Annotated in this window: 17 protein-coding genes; 4 read left to right on the top strand and 13 right to left on the bottom strand. The window is 69.1% G+C overall.

Annotated features, from left to right (window positions below):
* Window positions 1–9: 9 nt before the first annotated feature.
* Complete coding sequence (locus PQV94_RS15870; protein ID WP_274286727.1) at window positions 10–390, bottom strand: winged helix-turn-helix transcriptional regulator; 381 nt, start codon at window positions 388–390, stop codon at window positions 10–12.
* Window positions 391–488: 98 nt separating this feature from the next.
* On the opposite strand from PQV94_RS15870, the gene PQV94_RS15865 reads away from it, so the two are divergent.
* Both PQV94_RS15865 and PQV94_RS15860 read left to right on the top strand, forming a co-directional pair.
* Window positions 489–1343 (top strand): NmrA family NAD(P)-binding protein, encoded by an 855-nt coding sequence (locus PQV94_RS15865; protein WP_274286726.1) that lies wholly within the window; start codon window positions 489–491, stop codon window positions 1341–1343.
* 111 nt (window positions 1344–1454) lie between these two features.
* The gene (locus tag PQV94_RS15860) at window positions 1455–2111 is read left to right on the top strand and encodes a hypothetical protein (RefSeq protein WP_274286725.1); all 657 of its coding nucleotides are present in this window, start codon (window positions 1455–1457) and stop codon (window positions 2109–2111) included.
* A gap of 39 nt (window positions 2112–2150) precedes the next feature.
* Here the strand turns inward: PQV94_RS15860 and PQV94_RS15855 are convergent, their stop codons facing one another.
* Window positions 2151–2495, bottom strand: a complete 345-nt coding sequence (locus PQV94_RS15855; protein ID WP_274286724.1) for a hypothetical protein — start codon at window positions 2493–2495, stop codon at window positions 2151–2153.
* A 15-nt stretch (window positions 2496–2510) separates the two neighbouring features.
* A complete protein-coding gene (locus PQV94_RS15850; RefSeq protein WP_274286723.1) occupies window positions 2511–3344 on the bottom strand; it encodes a cutinase family protein in 834 nt (277 codons plus the stop codon).
* Window positions 3345–4386: 1042 nt separating this feature from the next.
* Here PQV94_RS15850 and PQV94_RS15845 point away from each other — a divergent pair.
* Window positions 4387–4746, top strand: a complete 360-nt coding sequence (locus tag PQV94_RS15845; protein WP_274286722.1) for a hypothetical protein — start codon at window positions 4387–4389, stop codon at window positions 4744–4746.
* Window positions 4747–5083: 337 nt separating this feature from the next.
* Here PQV94_RS15845 and PQV94_RS15840 read toward each other — a convergent pair whose 3' ends face one another.
* The 5 genes from PQV94_RS15840 to argG all read right to left on the bottom strand — a co-directional run bounded on the left by PQV94_RS15840 (window position 5084) and on the right by argG (window position 10755).
* Window positions 5084–5818: a hypothetical protein gene (locus tag PQV94_RS15840; RefSeq protein ID WP_274286721.1), complete on the bottom strand. Its 735-nt coding sequence runs from the start codon at window positions 5816–5818 to the stop codon at window positions 5084–5086.
* Between the two features lie 348 nt (window positions 5819–6166).
* On the bottom strand, window positions 6167–8020 hold the full coding sequence (locus PQV94_RS15835; protein WP_274286720.1) for a YhgE/Pip family protein: 1854 nt from the start codon (window positions 8018–8020) through the stop codon (window positions 6167–6169).
* On the bottom strand, window positions 8017–8646 hold the full coding sequence (locus PQV94_RS15830; RefSeq protein WP_274286719.1) for a hypothetical protein: 630 nt from the start codon (window positions 8644–8646) through the stop codon (window positions 8017–8019). The genes PQV94_RS15835 and PQV94_RS15830 overlap by 4 nt, the downstream gene beginning before the upstream one ends.
* The gene (locus PQV94_RS15825) at window positions 8646–9263 is read right to left on the bottom strand and encodes a TetR/AcrR family transcriptional regulator (protein ID WP_274286718.1); all 618 of its coding nucleotides are present in this window, start codon (window positions 9261–9263) and stop codon (window positions 8646–8648) included. Before PQV94_RS15825 ends, PQV94_RS15830 begins: the two co-directional genes overlap by 1 nt.
* Before the next feature lie 49 nt (window positions 9264–9312).
* Window positions 9313–10755: an argininosuccinate synthase gene (gene argG, locus PQV94_RS15820; RefSeq protein ID WP_274286717.1), complete on the bottom strand. Its 1443-nt coding sequence runs from the start codon at window positions 10753–10755 to the stop codon at window positions 9313–9315.
* A gap of 112 nt (window positions 10756–10867) precedes the next feature.
* On the opposite strand from argG, the gene PQV94_RS15815 reads away from it, so the two are divergent.
* Entirely contained in the window at window positions 10868–11659 is a 792-nt protein-coding gene (locus PQV94_RS15815; RefSeq protein ID WP_274286716.1) for a hypothetical protein, read from the top strand.
* Between the two features lie 132 nt (window positions 11660–11791).
* Here PQV94_RS15815 and PQV94_RS15810 read toward each other — a convergent pair whose 3' ends face one another.
* The 5 genes from PQV94_RS15810 to PQV94_RS15790 form a co-directional block, all read right to left on the bottom strand.
* Window positions 11792–12472: a peptidylprolyl isomerase gene (locus tag PQV94_RS15810; RefSeq protein WP_274286715.1), complete on the bottom strand. Its 681-nt coding sequence runs from the start codon at window positions 12470–12472 to the stop codon at window positions 11792–11794.
* Between the two features lie 236 nt (window positions 12473–12708).
* Window positions 12709–13464: an ABC transporter ATP-binding protein gene (locus PQV94_RS15805; RefSeq protein ID WP_274286714.1), complete on the bottom strand. Its 756-nt coding sequence runs from the start codon at window positions 13462–13464 to the stop codon at window positions 12709–12711.
* On the bottom strand, window positions 13461–14270 hold the full coding sequence (locus tag PQV94_RS15800; protein WP_274286713.1) for an ATP-binding cassette domain-containing protein: 810 nt from the start codon (window positions 14268–14270) through the stop codon (window positions 13461–13463). Before PQV94_RS15800 ends, PQV94_RS15805 begins: the two co-directional genes overlap by 4 nt.
* The gene (locus PQV94_RS15795) at window positions 14267–15139 is read right to left on the bottom strand and encodes an ABC transporter permease (RefSeq protein ID WP_274286712.1); all 873 of its coding nucleotides are present in this window, start codon (window positions 15137–15139) and stop codon (window positions 14267–14269) included. Before PQV94_RS15795 ends, PQV94_RS15800 begins: the two co-directional genes overlap by 4 nt.
* Window positions 15136–16098, bottom strand: coding sequence for an ABC transporter permease (locus tag PQV94_RS15790; RefSeq protein WP_274288300.1), 963 nt, complete (start codon window positions 16096–16098; stop codon window positions 15136–15138). The genes PQV94_RS15795 and PQV94_RS15790 overlap by 4 nt, the downstream gene beginning before the upstream one ends.
* Window positions 16099–16142: the final 44 nt, after the last annotated feature.

Genomic DNA, 16142 nt, shown 5'->3' with positions numbered 1-16142 from the left:
GGCTTCAGGCTATGCCGTAGCCGGCTCTGGCTCCCCCGACACGATCTCGTCGGCGTTGGTGGCGATCCACTCCAGCAGCGGCAGCATGCGTGCCATGAGGTCCCGGCCCCGATCGGTCAGCCGGTATTCGACGTGGGGCGGCACCGTGGGAAATGACTCCCGCTCGACGAAGCCGTCCGCGGTGAGCTGGCGCAGCGTTGAGGCGAGCATCTTCTCGCTGATGCCGTCGACGGCCCGGCGCAGCTCGCCCCACCGAAGGGTGCCGCGCACGAGAGCCGAGAGCACGAGCACGCCCCATCGGCTCATGACGTGATCCAGCACCGTCCTCGTGGGGCACGCGTGGGTGAACAATCCCTCGGGGAGGGCCTGTAATTTCGCATAACTCACCATGACGTGGGTACCTTACTCCAAAGTGGGTACCTGACAAAGGGAATGTCGCAGGCGGAAGGTGGGCTTACCCCCACGTACCGGATCGAAAGGACACCCCCATGACCATTCTCGTCACCGCCGCCAGCGGACACCTCGGCCGTCTTATCGTCGAAAGCCTGCTCGAGCGCGGCGTCGCCGCATCCGATGTCGTCGCAGGCTCCCGCAGCCTCGACAAGGTGGCGGAGCTCGCCGACCGCGGCGTGCGCACGGCCGTCGTCGACTACGACGCACCCGAGACGCTCGACGCCGCGTTCGCCGGGGTCGACCGCGTCGTGCTCGTGTCGGGCTCCGAGGTCGGCAAGCGTCTCGCCCAGCACCAGGCGGTCATCGACGCCGCCGTGGCCGCGAAGGTCGGGGGGCTGGTCTACACGAGCCTCTACCACGCCACCACGAGCCCGCTGCCTCTGGCGGCCGAGCACGTCGCGACCGAGGAGGCGCTCGCCGCATCCGGCCTTCGCCACACGATCCTTCGCAACAACTGGTACATCGAGAACTACGCACAGGATGTGGCACGCGCCGCCGAGTCCGGCGTGATCGCCGCCGCCGTCGCCGACGGGAAGGTGGCCGCTGCCGCCCGCGCGGACTACGCCGAGGCCGCGGCCGTCGTCGCAACCGACGACGCGTACCTCGGCCGCGTGCTCGAGCTCGCCGGCGACGTGGCTTTCGGCTACGCCGATCTCGCCGCCGCCGCGGCCGAGATCCACGGACGCGACGTGACCTATGTGGCGCTGTCCGAGGAGCACCTGCTCGAGACGCTCCGCGGTGTGGGTCTCGACGAGGGCACGGCCGGTTTCGTCGCCGCGCTGGACGCGGGCATCGCCGCCGGCGCCCTGGACTCCGAGGACCGTACGCTCTCGCAGCTCATCGGTCGCCCGACCACGCCGCTGGTCGACGGGCTTCGCGCCGCGCTCTGACGCCGCATATCGACAAGGGGCACCCGCGCGATGCGGGTGCCCCTTTCTGCAAAACGGAGCCCACTCGGATATTTCACTTGAACGCTCAGCTCGACGATTGCTGAGGGCACGGTGGCGCCGTCGAGAGCGGAGGAGGCGCAGCACGCTGCGCGCGCGGTTAGTCGTGCAGCTGAGGAGCGAGCGGCCGCGGGCTGGTCCTACGGGGACGGCGGCGCCGATCTGACGATCGTCCCCCTCTCCCCCGCCGACGAAGCCGAAGCGCGCGTCGGAGATCTCATGCTGTTGGATCTTCGCCAGTGGATGACGACGAGGCTGCGCGGCCGCGACAAATCACCCGGCGTGGTGTTCGTCGACGAGTTCGCTCAGCTGGTCACCGCCGACAGCGACCCCGGCGACACCGCGGGAAGTATGTTCGAAACCGCCAGGTCAGCGGGGCTCGGCCTGTGGCTGGCCGTCCAGTCGGTCGCGGGAATCTCCAACGACGAGACACGACGCGAGCGCGCGCTGTCCAGCGGCGCCGCGCTCATCTTCGGCCGGTCGAAGGCGCCCGAGTCTGTCGTCAGCTATGCGGGCACGGTGATGCGGCTCGAGTCCTCCGGCGCTGCCACCGGAGACGAGCTGCGTTCTGCTCGAGCACAGCACACCTACGTCGTGCCGCCCCAGGACGTGCGCCAGGCGACCGTCGGGCCGTTTTGGCTCGTCCAGAGCGGCGGGCTCATCAGCGGCCGCGCACTGCCACCCAGAAGTCCGGCCACTCCCCCACAGTGACAAGCGCCGACCAAGACTTGGCGCGACTGGTTGAACGTCCTATGGAGCGAACGCGCCGTAGCCGGCGATGCTGGCGATTACTCCAGCGAGCAACGTGACGATGATGCCAGTGATTGCTCCCCAGCGTCCGCGCTTTCCCATGACCCACGAAACGAAAACAAACGCAGCTGAGAGCAGAAAGGCGACGGCCACGGTGATCCGGAGAGCGTCATTGATCCGGTTGAACAGATCGTAGTTGCAGGTTGGGCTGCAGCCCGGTGAAACGAACCCCACGAAGTACGAGAAGAACACGACGACCACCGCGACCAGCGCTTGCACCCCGAGGAGTAGCAACTCCGGGAGGCCGGCGCGGTTACGGTGGCCGTCAGTCACATCAGGAATCATGGTCCTGCGATTGTCTCATTCCGTGTTGGTGAGCATGTAGTCCATCCACGATGTGATCTGCGATGTGAGAGCGGTATAGGCGTTGTGAATCTGCCAGCCTGAGTCTGTCAGGTTGCCAGTGCACGCGGCATCTCCCGTGAAGCAGTAGTCACGCACTTTCGAGACCCAGCCGATGTTCTCGCTGTACTGCGCCCATCCCCAGAAGCGGAAGTTCTCGTAGATCGTGTTGTACTCCCCCGCTGTCATCGCAAGGGTTCCGTAGTTGGAGTTGTTGAGCATCGAGTACGGCATGTTTGCCGAGTGATAGGGGTCGCCAAGGAGCGCAACGGCTCTGATCGCTTGTTTCGCTCGCTGGTTGAGCAAACCAGGGTTCTTCAAGACCCCAGAGATCACCGCGGCGCCTTGCGAATGCCCCGCCAGGATGATGTTCGGAGTGAACACCCCACACAACGATCCGATGTAATTCAACTCGGCGCGGAGCGTCTGGACGCCGGCCGCAATGCTGCCGATCAGGTCGGTCGACGCTGGGTAGTTGAGCGATTCCACGTACGTCGGCCAGGCGCTGCTGTAAGGCGCATCGTACTTGAAGTGGTTCGCGAGACCCTGCACCTGGTCGCCCATACCGCCCGACTGCCATGCGTTGCCAGTCGTACTCGGGTTTGAGCCGCCAGGAGCATTCGTCCCGCGGACTCCGATGAAGACGTTAGCGCCGGCGCACACGCCTGATGGTTGCGCAGCGCTGGCAGCGCTCGCACTCCCGAGTGTGCCTCCGACGATGAGGGCCGCGATGAGAGGGGCTGCGAGCAGCGCGCGCAGGCCGCGCCTCGGGGGAGTGTTCTTCTTGGGCATAGATTCGGATCTCCTGATCGGTGTCGAGGTCGGTGATCCACATCAAAGAACTTTGAGGAAGTGGTGAACAGGACAGATCTGTGGTTGTGTTTGCCAGCCGGGAGCGCTATACGACCGAGTTTCTACGGAGGAAAACGTTGTAGCGCGTCGCGTTGTCGATCCGCTAGCTTCCGAGGCAGGGGCAGCCTCGGAAGCTGTCTGGGGGGGTGGGGATAGGTGAGACGACTTCGTCAGGTATCGAATGAAGTCGCACAGCAACTACTGGGGGCTAGGCGCCAGCTTGGGTTCTCACAGGAGCGCGTTGCGTACGAAGCTGAGATCGCGGTGCACACATTTCGTCGACTAGAAACCGGACATGGTGGATCCTCACTGGACACACTTCTTCGTGCCATGCTCGTTCTGGACCTTGATGAGCTCCGCCTCACGCGATGTCTTGACCGAAGTGGCGGCGTTCCGCCCCGGCCGTTAACGATGCGGGACCCTGTCTAGCCCGACGACAACGCGGCGAGTTCCTAGATGCGCTCATGCTGACGGATCTCCCGCCCGTTCCAAGTGAAGCAATGGGCCTCCCATCAGCGGAGCCCACCTGGACACGGCAATCACACACCCGTGGGTGAGGCACTACGGATCGCGGCGCGGCTGGCTGTGGGACGGCACAACCTGGCACGACGTTGAAGAAGCTGGCGGCTCCCGTGCGATGAGTTGACGGGGATCGAGAGAGGGCCGGGAGGTGGGTTACCCTCTCTCCCCCAGCATCCAGACGGTTACTGCCAAGCAGGGAAGCCGCTCGATAACGCTGCCCAGAACTGGTACACGGGCAACGCGGCCTATCTCGGTGGGTACAAGCTTGGTTCGAGGGTGGTCGACTACAGTCGAGTTGTGCCAGGTGACGGGTCCGAGGCTCAAGTTCCGGAGTACACGCTTCCTGCCGCCGGCTCGGGAGAGTTGCCCAGCCTCGCGTTCATCACCCCCCCGCAACGCTGACAAGTACGCCGCTGAGATCGAGCAGATGACAGAACTTCTTGAAGGACAGCTGCACTAGGTGATCAAGCCTCTGTACGACTCTCGTCAGCGCTTCGGGTACGCACTCGGAGCGCTGCCGGGAGTCGTTCTTCATCTGCTCCTCTCGGCAGCGGCATGGACTGTCGTTCAGCTCAATGGATTGATGGTGGCGGGGTGCTCCGCATCACGCCCTTGCAATGACACCCTCATCTACATCTCGTTGAATGGGATACAGCCCGCTCTGATAGGTATATGGCTGGTAACTGCCGTGCTCGCCACTCTCCGACCGCTCGTGTGGGGCAGAAACCCCTGGCCCGTGCTGGGCGTAGGAGGTGCTGTCTCGATCCTGGTTGCAGGGCTGGACTATCTGGCGCTCGCTATCGGCGCAGGGCTCCTCTGACCAGCCGAAAGGCGGCGACGGTCCAGGCGACGAAGGCCTGGCCTTGTGAGTCCTGCGGCCTCACCTAAGCGCCGCCAGCGCTGCAACATTCAGAAGGGAGCGGAGGATGTCCGACCGAGCGGCCGGGGTATCGATCCGGCCAGAGACGCCCGCACTCCTCGATTTCCTGGTTGAGAAGCCGCTGGAACAGCGGCCCGCTCGCAATGATCGCGAACGAGAGCGCTGGGCCGTCCGAGATCTCCGCACAACGGTTCGTTACGCCGTTCGCCACATGAAGGGTCCCCGCCTCACGCGGGGGCACCCGCGCGATGCGGGTGCCCCTTCGTCGTGAGGGCTCTCAGTACCAGCTGGTCGCCTGCGAGTGACCCCACGCCGCGCACGGGGTGCCGTAGGCGCGGTCGATGTAGTCCAGGCCCCAGCGGATCTGCGTGATCGCGTTGGTCTGCCAGTCGTCGCCGGCCGAGGCCATCTTCGATCCGGGCAGCGCCTGGGGGATGCCGGTGGCGCCGCTGCCGTCGTTGTACGCCTGGTAGTTCCAGCTGGACTCGCGCTGCCAGAGCGACTCGAGGCACGAGAACTGATCGTCGCCCCAGCCGTAGGTCTCAGCCGCCATGCTGCGCGCCGCCGCGCGGGCGCCGTCCGGGGTGTTCGCCTGAGCGATCGCGGCTGCGGCCGCCGCGGCGGCGGCCTGCTGCTCGGCGGCCACCTGGGCGTCGTACGCGTCGCGCTCCGCGGTGACGCGAGCGGTCGCGTCGCGCAACACCGTGATGGAGGCTTCGGCCACCGCATCCGAGAGATCCGTCGATGAGCTCAACCGGGCGATCTCCTTGTCGAGCGTCGCGGTGTCCGCCTTACCGGCCGCCGATGCCGACACCGACCGCGCGAGCGTCAGGTACAGCGATGCATCGAGGTCGATCGCGCGGGGCTCGGGGTCGGCCGGGGGCGTGGAGGCCGACGGTGTCGGCGTGGGCGCCGCGTCGTCGGAGGCTGCGAACGCCGCAGTGGGAACGAGAAGGGGGACGGCCACCACGAGGGCGGCGGCGCTCAACAGGGCGCGACGAAAGCGGGGCATAGGGCTCCAGGGTCAAGCGGCCTGCCTGACGCGGGGGCACGGAGAACGCGCGGGCGCGAGTGACGTCGGGACGATCACGCGCTGCGCCAGCAGGGTGGACAGGCCCCGTCGTCGGGGCAGCCGCCGTGCGAGTTCGGGCTCGCCGGCGACCTGGACACCGTAGGGGGCCTTTCTGGACGAACCGTGGCAGGACCCTGGGCGTGCGGTGTATGCGCCCGCATCCGTCCCCGGCGTGGACCCCACCCCACGAGACTGCATCTCCGTCACGAGATCACGGGTATTAACAGTGATCTCGTGCTCGAAATGCAGTCTCGCGGTGGAAGGGGAGCGCGAAGGGATGCGGGCGAGTTATCCGATGAGGGAGGGGGCGAGGTCGCGGAGGGTGCGCTTGTGCGTCATCCGCGTGACGCCCAGTGCTGCGAGCACCAGGGCGCCCAGCATCCACGTGAGGAGCACGGTGATGTCGCTGCCGATCCTGGCGATGTCACCGCCGTACATGAGTTGCCTCATGGCATCGACGACGAAGCCCATCGGCAGCACGTGATGCAGGCCCGTCAGCGGTGCCGGCAGGGTCTGCCACGGGAACGTGCCGCCCGCCGTGACGAGCTGCAGCACCATGAGCACGAGCCCCAAGAACTGGCCGACCGATCCGAACCACACGTTCAGCGCGAGGATGATCGCGGCGTAGGTCAGCGAGGCGAGCACCATGATGCCGAGAGTTGCGAGCGGGTTCGCGAACGTGAAGCCCAGCGCCAGCGACAGGACGCCGAACAGAGCGATCATCTGGATGCCGCCGAGCAGACCCGGCGTCAGCCATCCCGCAAGGGTGATGCGGACGGGGGAGTGCAGCGCCGTGATCGCACGACGCGAGATGGGCTTCACGATCAGGAAGAGCGCGTAGATGCCGATCCAGCCGGCGAGCGAGGCGAAGAAGGGGGCGAGACCCGCGCCGTAATCCGCGGCGGACGCGACCTTGCTCGATTCCACATCCACGGGGTCGGCGATCGTGTCGGCCTGCTGCTCCCGCAGCGTCGCGTCGGAGTCGGGGATCTTCGCGACGCCGTCGGCGAGTCCGCTGGAGAGCTGGTCGGCGCCGTCGTCCAGCTGGGACAGACCGGAGGTGAGCGTGCCGGTGCCGTCGCGGAGCGCGGCCGCACCGTTCGCCGCGGATGCTGCGCCGTCGGCCAACTGTGCGGAACCGCTCGCGAGACTCGCCGCCCCCTGAGACACCTGCGCGGCGCCGGCGTTGAGCCGGTCGATCTGACTCACGGCGGACTGGACCCGGTCGTTCGCGGACGACACGTCGCCGCCGAGGGTGTCGAGTCGCGCGAGCACGGTGTTGATCTCGTCCGGCGTGAGCCCGCGCGCGGCGAGCTCGTCGGCGATCGCGGAACGGATGGCGGGCAGATCGTTCACCAGGCCTTGCGACGCCGTGGCCGCGCGGTCGGCGTATCCGTCGAGCGTGGCCGTGCCCGCCGCTACCTGGCTCGCGCCGTCGGCGAGCTGGGATGCGCCGCCGGCGAGCTGGGAGGCGCCGGAGGAGAGCTGGGCCGTCCCGTCGGCGAGCTGGGAGGCGCCGTCGCCGAGCTTCTGGGAGCCTGCCAGAGCGGATGCCGCGCCGTCGGCGAGCTGGGATGCGCCGTCGGCCGCCGTCACGAGATTGCCGCGGATGTCGCTGATCGCGGTCAGAAGCCGGTTCGCGGCCTGGGTGCCCACCAGCTTCGCCACCGAAGCGCGGATCTTCTCGATCGCCTGGGACCCGATGGTGGAGGCGAGGTAGTTGTTCGCGTCGTTGGTCGCCAGCTCGAGCCCCGCCTGCCGCGGCGAGGTTCCGGCGGCCGACTGCAGCGCGTCGGAGAAGTCGGCGGGGATCGTGACGGTGAAGTCGACCGCGCCGTGCTTCAGCGCGTCCTGGGCGCCGTCGGCACTCATCCGCTGCCAGTCGAACGTGCCGTCCTTCACGAGGTTGTCGGCGACCTGGTCGCCGTAGTTCGTGGTCTCGCCGTTCTCGGTCACGCCCGAATCGAGCACCACGAGGCCCACCGGCACCTGGTCGAGGCGGCCGTACGGATCCTGGTTGGCCCACAGGTACAGGCCGCCGTAGAGCACGGGCACGCACATGAGGGCGATCAGGGCGATCACCGACATCTTCGTGGACGTCAGTCGGCGCAGTTCCGCCGTGATCATCGCGGGAACCTTCATCGCGCCACCTCCGTCTCATCCATCTCGGCCCGTGCGGCACGGCCCGCGAGAACCGCACCGGCCGCTTGTCCTGCGATCACCAGCACCGCGAGCCCGCGGCCGGCGAACTCCTCCGCCAGCTCCCACCACACGTGGGGATCGCCGCCGTGTCTGTCGGGGGAGACGAGCACGAGGGCCTCCACATCCGGGCGCAGCACGCTGAGCTCCAGCAGGATCCGCAGCCGATCCGCGGGAGCGACGTCGGCGATGGGGGTGCGGGAGATGTCCAGCAGCCCCGCCTCGGTCAACCATCCCTTCGTCGCGAGCGGGTTCGACGGGCGCCCCGCGAACATGAGCTCCTCGGAGACGACCGTGAACACCGTGACGTTGGGAGCGGGATCCGACACGTCGGGCGCGTCGACGAGGGCGACCTTGCGACGTACCGCGGAGTTGTCTTCCGCGCCGCCGATCAGCACCACGCCGGTGTCGGGCCGCATCCGTCCGCTCGCGATGAGTCCCAGAACCGTGGGGCGCTGCTCGGTCTCCGCGGTGGCGAGCCGTGCCTGCCCGCTCTCGTACGCGAGGGACACGGGCGACAGCGCCTGGCCGCCGCGCCCCTTGCTGACCGTGATCGCCTCGACGCGCATCAGTCCTCCTCCGCCAGCTCGGGATGGGCCTCGAGCAGAGCATCCGTCTCGCGCCAGGAGAGCCCGGCGATACTGAGCACGGTACGCACCGCGAGGCCGCGGGCGTGGGAGCTCGACGCGTCGATGCGGGTGATCACCATGCGCGCCGCTTCCTCGATGAGGCGGGCGAGTGTCGCCGCGGTGACGTCGGTGCGCAGGGTTCCCGCATCCTGGCCCTCGCGAACGATCGCCATCAGACGGCGCCGCACGGGAGCGAGGATGTAGGCGGTCTGCTCGATGTGCGCGTCATCGAGCGCGAGGGATGCGGCGACCTGCACCTGTGCGGCTTCCTCCCACAGGCGCGCGGTCAGTCGTGCGAGGGCGAGAGGCGCCGGCTCGTCGGGGGCGGATTCGGCGGCGAGGGCGTTGAAGCGCTCGGCGCCGGAACGGACGAGCTCGGCGACGAGCGCTCCCCGATCGGGGAAATGGCCGTATACGGCGCGGCGGCTGATACCCGCCGCCTCGGCGATCGAGGCGATGGATGCGTGCGGGTCGCGCGCGATGAGAGAGGTGGCGGCCTTGACGAGCGCCGCGCGGTTGCGCAGGGCGTCAGGGCGCGACGAAACAGCGGTGGGCATGACGAGGAGTCTACGCCCGAAATTGCACAGGTATGTGCAATTTCTCCGATCAGTCGGTTCCGGAGTCGAAAGCCGCGGCCTCGTTGACCGCATCCGTCGCCTCGGCGAGACCCTCGCGGTCGGCGTCGTAGGGCTCGGCGTGCTCGACGATCTCGTCGGCCGCGCCGCGGCGCAGCTCGCCCATCAGTGCGCCGGTCGCGCCGCCGATGAGCCCCAGGCCCGCGTACTGCTCGAGGCGCGCGCGCGAGTCCTGGATGTCGAGGTTGCGCATCGTGAGCTGACCGATGCGGTCGGTGGGACCGAACGCCGCATCGCCCACGCGCTCCATCGACAGCTTCTCCGGTCCGTAGGACATGTGGGGAGCGGTCGTGTCGAGCACCGAGTAGTCCTCGCCGCGGCGCAGACGCAGGGTCACTTCGCCCGTGATGGAGGACCCGACCCACTTCTGGATCGACTCGCGCAGCATGAGCGACTGCGGCTCCAGCCAGCGTCCCTCGTACATGAGGCGACCGAGGCGCCGGCCCTGCTCGTGGTAGGTGGCGAGGGTGTCCTCGTTGAGGATGGCGTTGACGAGGCGCTCGTAGGCGATGAACAGCAGTGCCATGCCGGGGGCCTCGTAGATACCGCGGGACTTGGCTTCGATGATGCGGTTCTCGATCTGGTCGCTCATGCCCAGCCCGTGGCGCCCGCCGATGCGGTTCGCCTCGAACACGAGCTCCACCGGATCGGTGTACTCGACGCCGTTGAGGGCGACCGGGCGGCCGCGCTCGAAGGTGACGGTCACGTCCTCCGTGGCGATCTCGACGGCCGGGTCCCAGAACCGCACGCCCATGATGGGCTCCACGGTCTCCAGCGACACGTCGAGGTGCTCGAGCGTCTTGGCCTCGTGGGTCGCGCCCCAGATGTTCGCGTCGGTGGAGTACGCCTTCTCGGCGCTGTCGCGGTACGGGAAGTCATGCGCGACGAGCCACTCGCTCATCTCCTTGCGACCGCCGAGCTCGGTGACGAAGTCCGCATCCAGCCAGGGCTTGTAGATGCGCAGCGCGGGGTTGGCCAGCAGGCCGTAGCGGTAGAACCGCTCGATGTCGTTGCCCTTGTAGGTGGAGCCGTCGCCCCAGATGTCGACGCCGTCCTCCTTCATGGCGCGCACGAGAAGGGTTCCCGTCACCGCGCGGCCGAGAGGCGTCGTGTTGAAGTAGGTGCGTCCGGCGCTGCGGATGTGGAAGGCGCCGCAGGCGAGGGCGACGAAGCCCTCCTCGACCAGCGCGGTCTTGCAGTCGACCAAGCGCGAGACCTCGGCGCCGTACTGCAGCGCACGGCCGGGGATCGAGGCGATGTCGTCCTCGTCGGGCTGGCCGAGATCTCCCGTGTAGGTGCAGGGCACGGCGCCCTTGTCGCGCATCCACGCGACGGCGACGGAGGTGTCGAGGCCCCCGGAGAACGCGATGCCGACGCGCTCGCCGACGGGCAGGGACTGCAGGACCTTGGACATGCTCTCGATTCTACTGAGCCGACGGATGCGGCCCGTGCCGTTCGGTGCTGTGGACAACTCGTCTGCCGCGGCGGCGAGGGGAAGACTGGGTGGCGACGATGAGGGGGAGCACATGTCGTTCGACATCGCCGTGTTCGATCCCGCGGGTGCGCCGCGGGATGTGCACCGGTTGCAGGAGTGGTTCGACGCGCAGATCGGGACCGCGCCGGCCGCATCCATCGCCGCCTGGGAACGCGAGATGCGTCAGAGCTTCCGCGGCTACGAGGACGCACCGGAGGAGTTGCCTCCCGGCGGTCGCTACGCCGACTACGGACCGGCCGGTCAGACGGCGATCCTGCACTGCGCGTGGGATGCGGCCGATGAGCTCGAACCGCTCGTCTGGGCGACCGCCGCGCGCCACTCGCTGGCCGTCTGGGCGTACAGCACCGCAGCCGACCGCGTGTGGTGGCCGCCGACCGAGAGCTTCGAGGACGCGCCGCATCCGGGACTCGTCCTGCGCACCGAGACGCTCGGCACGCACGAGGCCCCGTCGGACGCGCTCATCGCCGCCGCCGTGAGCTGGATCGACGACGTCCACGGGCCGGGCTACGTCATCCTCGAGTCGTCGTCCGGGGATTACGCGCAGACGGCCGGCGGCCGCGCGGGCCTGACCGTCGAGTGGCGCCGACAGCGCCGCGGCCTCGCCCGCATCCGCGGCTTCTGGCACGGGGTCGCGGCGACGGATGCCGATACGTCCGGCCCCGACATGCGACTGGCGCGATTCCGGGCGAGTCAGTCGATTCTCGCCAACGAGCTGCTCGGCGTCGACGACGCCCGTCGCATCATGATCGACTTCGCGCACGGCGAGCAGCCCACCGCGGTGTACGCCTGGCACGACATCACCGACACGTTCACGAAGCGCTGATCGCGCCGCCGGAGACTACTCCCCGAATGAGCACACATTCGTCGAGTGCGCATTCGATCGGATGCTCGGTCGATGAAAGGATGCTCGCTCGACACAGGCTCCGCACGCCGCCGGCGGCGGATGCTGTCGCGATCAGCCGACGGTCACGCCGGTGATGGTGACGGGGGTCTTGGGCTTGCCGTCGGCGCCGCCGCTGTCGGTGCCGGCCGCGGCGATCTGCTGCACGACGGCGATGCCGGCCGCATCCATGTGTCCGAACACCGTGTAGTCCGGGTTCAGCTGGGTGTCCTGGTAGACGAGGAAGAACTGCGAGCCGTTCGTGCCAGGGCCGGCGTTGGCCATGGCGACGGTCCCCGCCGGGTAGGTCTCGGATCCGTCGAGCTCATCGGCGTAGCGGTAGCCGGGGCCGCCCATGCCGGTCGCGGTGGGGTCCCCGCACTGCAGCACGAAGATGCCGGAGGTCGTGAGCCGGTGGCAGTTCGTGTCGGTGTAGTAGCCCTGCGTGGCGAGGGAGACGAAGCTGTTCACCGTGCAGGGGGTGCGGTCCGCATCCATGCTGATCGGGATGTCGCCGGCCGAGGTCTGCAGGGTCACGGCGACGGTGCCGGTGACGGCGGGCTCGCTCGGCGGGGCGGTCACGTCGCGGGCCGCTGCGCCCCCGGCGGAGTAGGTGCAGGTGCCGGCCGCCTGGGCATCGGCGCTCGAGGCCGTGCTCTGCGCGGTGGTGGCGGGGGCGGGGGCCGTGCTCGCGCATCCCGCCAGCAGGGCGAGGGCGGCGACGGCGAGGGGGAGAGCGAGGAGTCGGGCACGCATGCAGTCAGCGTATCCGTGCGCATGGGATGCGTGCGGTGCCGCCCGCATCCCGAGCCGGCTACGGGGCGTGCCCGTGGGTGGGGGTGGGCGCTGGAGCACGCTGCCGCCACACTTCTACGCAACCGCGACAGTCGTTTTCAGGCGCACTTGCGTAAAGGTGTGGCGGTTGCGCAACTGCGACGCAACTCGGGCACACACCCGGGCCGGAGCGCGGCGGCCAGCGGGGGCGGGACGGGTCAGCGGGGGAGGCGGGGGACGGCGGCGACCAGCTCGCGGGCGTAGGGGGTTTCGGCGGCGGTGAGGATGCGGGCGGTCGGCGCCTCCTCCACGACGCGGCCGTGCTGCAGCACCACGGTCCGCTCGCACAGGGCGGCGACCGCGCCGAGATCGTGCGACACCATGACGAGCGCGAGGCCCGTGTCGTCACGCAGGCGTGCGAGCAGCTCGATGACCTGAACGCGCGTCGTCACATCGAGCGCGCTCACCGGCTCGTCGGCGAGGAGCACGCGCGGGCGCGACACGATCGCTCGGGCGATCGCGATGCGCTGACGCTGACCGCCGGAGAACTCGTGCGGGTAGCGCTGGAGGGTGTCCGGGGAGAGCCCCACGGCGGCGACCGCCTCGGCGACGCGGGCCGCCGCATCCGCTCCCGAGGCGAGGCCGAGAGAGCGCAGCGGCTCGCCGACGATCCGATCGATGCGCTGGCGGGGATCGAGCGACGAGTACGGATCCTGGAAGACGGGCTGCACGCTCGCGCGGAACCGGCGCATGAGCGCCCGATCGCGCAGCGCCAGGGGCGCGCCGTCGAATCGCACCTCCCCGTCGCGGGGCCGCGCGAGCCCCAGCAGCAGCCGGAGGATCGTGGACTTGCCCGCACCCGACTCGCCGACGAGGCCCACGGACTCGCCGGCGCCGACCGCGAGCGACACATCTTCGAGCACGGTCTGCGACCCGTAGGCGAACCCCGCCGCGCGAAGCTCCAGCACACTCATCGCGTACTCCCGTCGTCCCGCGCACCCGCATCGAGCGCAGCGTCGAGGATGCGTGCGCTGCCGATCAGCTGCGCGGTGTACGGGTGCGCGGGCTCCGTGAGCACCGAGGCGACCGTTCCCTGCTCGATCATCGCGCCCTGGCGCAGCACGATCACGCGCTCGGCCATACGGGAGATCACCGCGAGGTCGTGACTGATGAACAGCAGCGCCATGCCTCGTTCGTCGACGAGCCGCTCGAGCAGCGCGAGCACGCCGTCCTGCACGGTGACGTCCAGCGCCGTGGTCGGCTCGTCCGCGATCAGCAGCCGCGGGTGCGCCGCCAGCGCGATGGCGATCGCGACGCGCTGGCGCTGTCCGCCCGACAGCTCGTGCGGATAGGCGCGGGAGATGCGGGTGTCGGGCAGGGCCACCTCCGCCAGCGCCGCGGCGACCGCGTCGCGCAGCTGTGCGCCGCGGAGCCCTTGCCAGCGCCGGAGAGGCTCGGCGATCTGATTGCCCACCCGCATCAGCGGATCGAGGGCGGTCAGCGGCTCCTGGAACACGATCTGTGCGACAGGTCCCCGAAGCGGCCGCAGGTCCGCATCCCGCGCGCCGATGACCTCTCGGTCGTCGAGCCGGATCGACCCGGATGCGGCCAGTGCCGGCGGCAGCAGGCCCAGCACCGCGAGCGCGGTGAGCGACTTGCCGGATCCGGACTCGCCGATCACGCCGACGCGCTCGCCGGGTGCGACCTCGAACGAGATGTCTCGCACGGGCATGGCGCCTCCGGCGCGCACCGAGAGTCCGTTCACCGAGAGAAGGCTCATCGCGACCTCCTCCGGGTCGGATCGGTCCACTCACGCAGGCCGTCGGCGAGGAAGTTGATGCCCAGCACCAGTGCCACGATGGCGATGCCGGGGGCGATGGCGCCGACGGGCGCTGTCAGCACGGTTCCCTGCGCCTCCTGCAGCATGCGTCCCCAGGAGGCGTTGGGCGGCGGGGCGCCGAGGCCGAGGTACGACAGGCTCGCCTCCGCGAGCACCGCGATGCCGAACTGCAGCGCGAGGCTCACCACGAGCGTGGGCGCGATGTTGGGCAGCACGTGCTGCCGGATGATGCCGCCCAGGCGCGTGCCGCTCGTGCGGGCGGCGATCACGTACTGCTCGCCGAGTACGCGTCGCGCCAGGATGCGGGTCAATCGGGCGACCACGGCCGACATCGCCAGCCCGATCGCGAGGATCGCCGAGAACAGCGACGGACCCTGCACGGCGACCACGAGCATCGCGAGCAGCAGCACGGGGAACGCGATCACCACGTCGAGAGCGGCCGAGAGCGTGTCGTCGAGCCATGGCCGGGCGAACGCGGCCACAAGCCCCACCGAGATCCCGATGACGGCGGCGATCAGCACCGCGCCCGCCCCGACCGTCAGGGCGATGCGGGAGCCCACCATGAGCTGGCTCAGCAGGTCGCGCCCGAGGCGGTCGGTGCCGAGCAGATGCGCGGCACTGGGCGGTTCGAGTCGGTCGCCGCTGATGTCGCTGAGCGGGTAGGGCAGCCAGACGAGGGAGACGACCGCGGTGAGCACGACGAGTCCCACCAGCACGATCCCGATGATCAGCGTCGCGTGGGGGCGGCGCCGCCGGACGGATGCGGTGGCGACCGCATCCGTCTGCGCCTTCAGAGCCGCCCCGCTCATCGGTTTCCCGAGACGCTCGTGCGCAGGCGCGGGTCGATCAGACGCTGCACCACGTCGGCGGCGAAGCCGACGAGCAGCACGAACAGTGTGCTGACCACGAGGACTCCCTGGATGTTGGCGAAGTCGTGCTGCTCGATGCCGGTGAGCAGCATGCTGCCGAGCCCGGGCAGCGTGAACACGCTCTCGACCACCACCGCGCCCAGCAGCGTCGTCGACAGCTCGATACCGAGCACGGCGACCACCGGCACGGCGCCGTTTCGCACCCCGTGACGCACAAGCGCCTCGGCGCGCGAGGCGCCGCCCGCCCGGGCGGTGCGCAGGTAGTCGCTGCCGAGCACGTCGAGGGTCGCGGCGCGCACATAGCGGCTGAGTGACGCGCTCATCACGATCGCGATCGTGATGACGGGCAGGGTCAGTGAGCGCAGCGCGTCGGCCGGATCCTCCCAGTCGTGGCGGGGGAACCCGCCCGAGGGGAGCAGACCCAGTTGGAGCGCGAAGATCCACACCAGGATGACGCCGACCCAGAAGACGGGAACCGCGACACCGAGCTGTGCGAAGCCCGACAGGAGGATGCCGTACCACCGGTCGGCCTTCACCGCGGCGGTGATGCCCACGATGAGCGAGACGACGAGGGCGAGGCCGAAGGCGAGCAGGGTGAGCGGGAGCGTGATCGCGAGGCGCGCCGCGACCTCGTCGCCGACGGACCGCGAGGAGATGTACGACTCGCCGAGGTCGAAGCGCAGCAGCTGCGCGGCCCAGGTCGCGAACTGCTGGATGAGCGGTTGATCGGAGCCGACCTGCGCGCGCGCCGCCGCGATCTGCTCCGGGGTCGCATCCACCGAGAGCAGGGCGTTCGCGGGGTCGCCCGGCAGCAGTCGCAGCAGGATGAAGATGACGACCATGGCGACGACGAGGGAGACCGCGAGGAACGCGGCCCGACGCAGCAGATAGACGACCATGGGGTTCACCGGGAATGGATGATGCCGCCGACCCGGTCGGTCGG

It is taken from the genome of Microbacterium sp. Clip185 (genome assembly GCF_028743715.1).
Taxonomy (GTDB): Bacteria; Actinomycetota; Actinomycetes; order Actinomycetales; family Microbacteriaceae; genus Microbacterium.
Note: the sequence above shows the minus strand (reverse complement) of the source record. Positions and strands in the feature narration are given on the sequence as shown.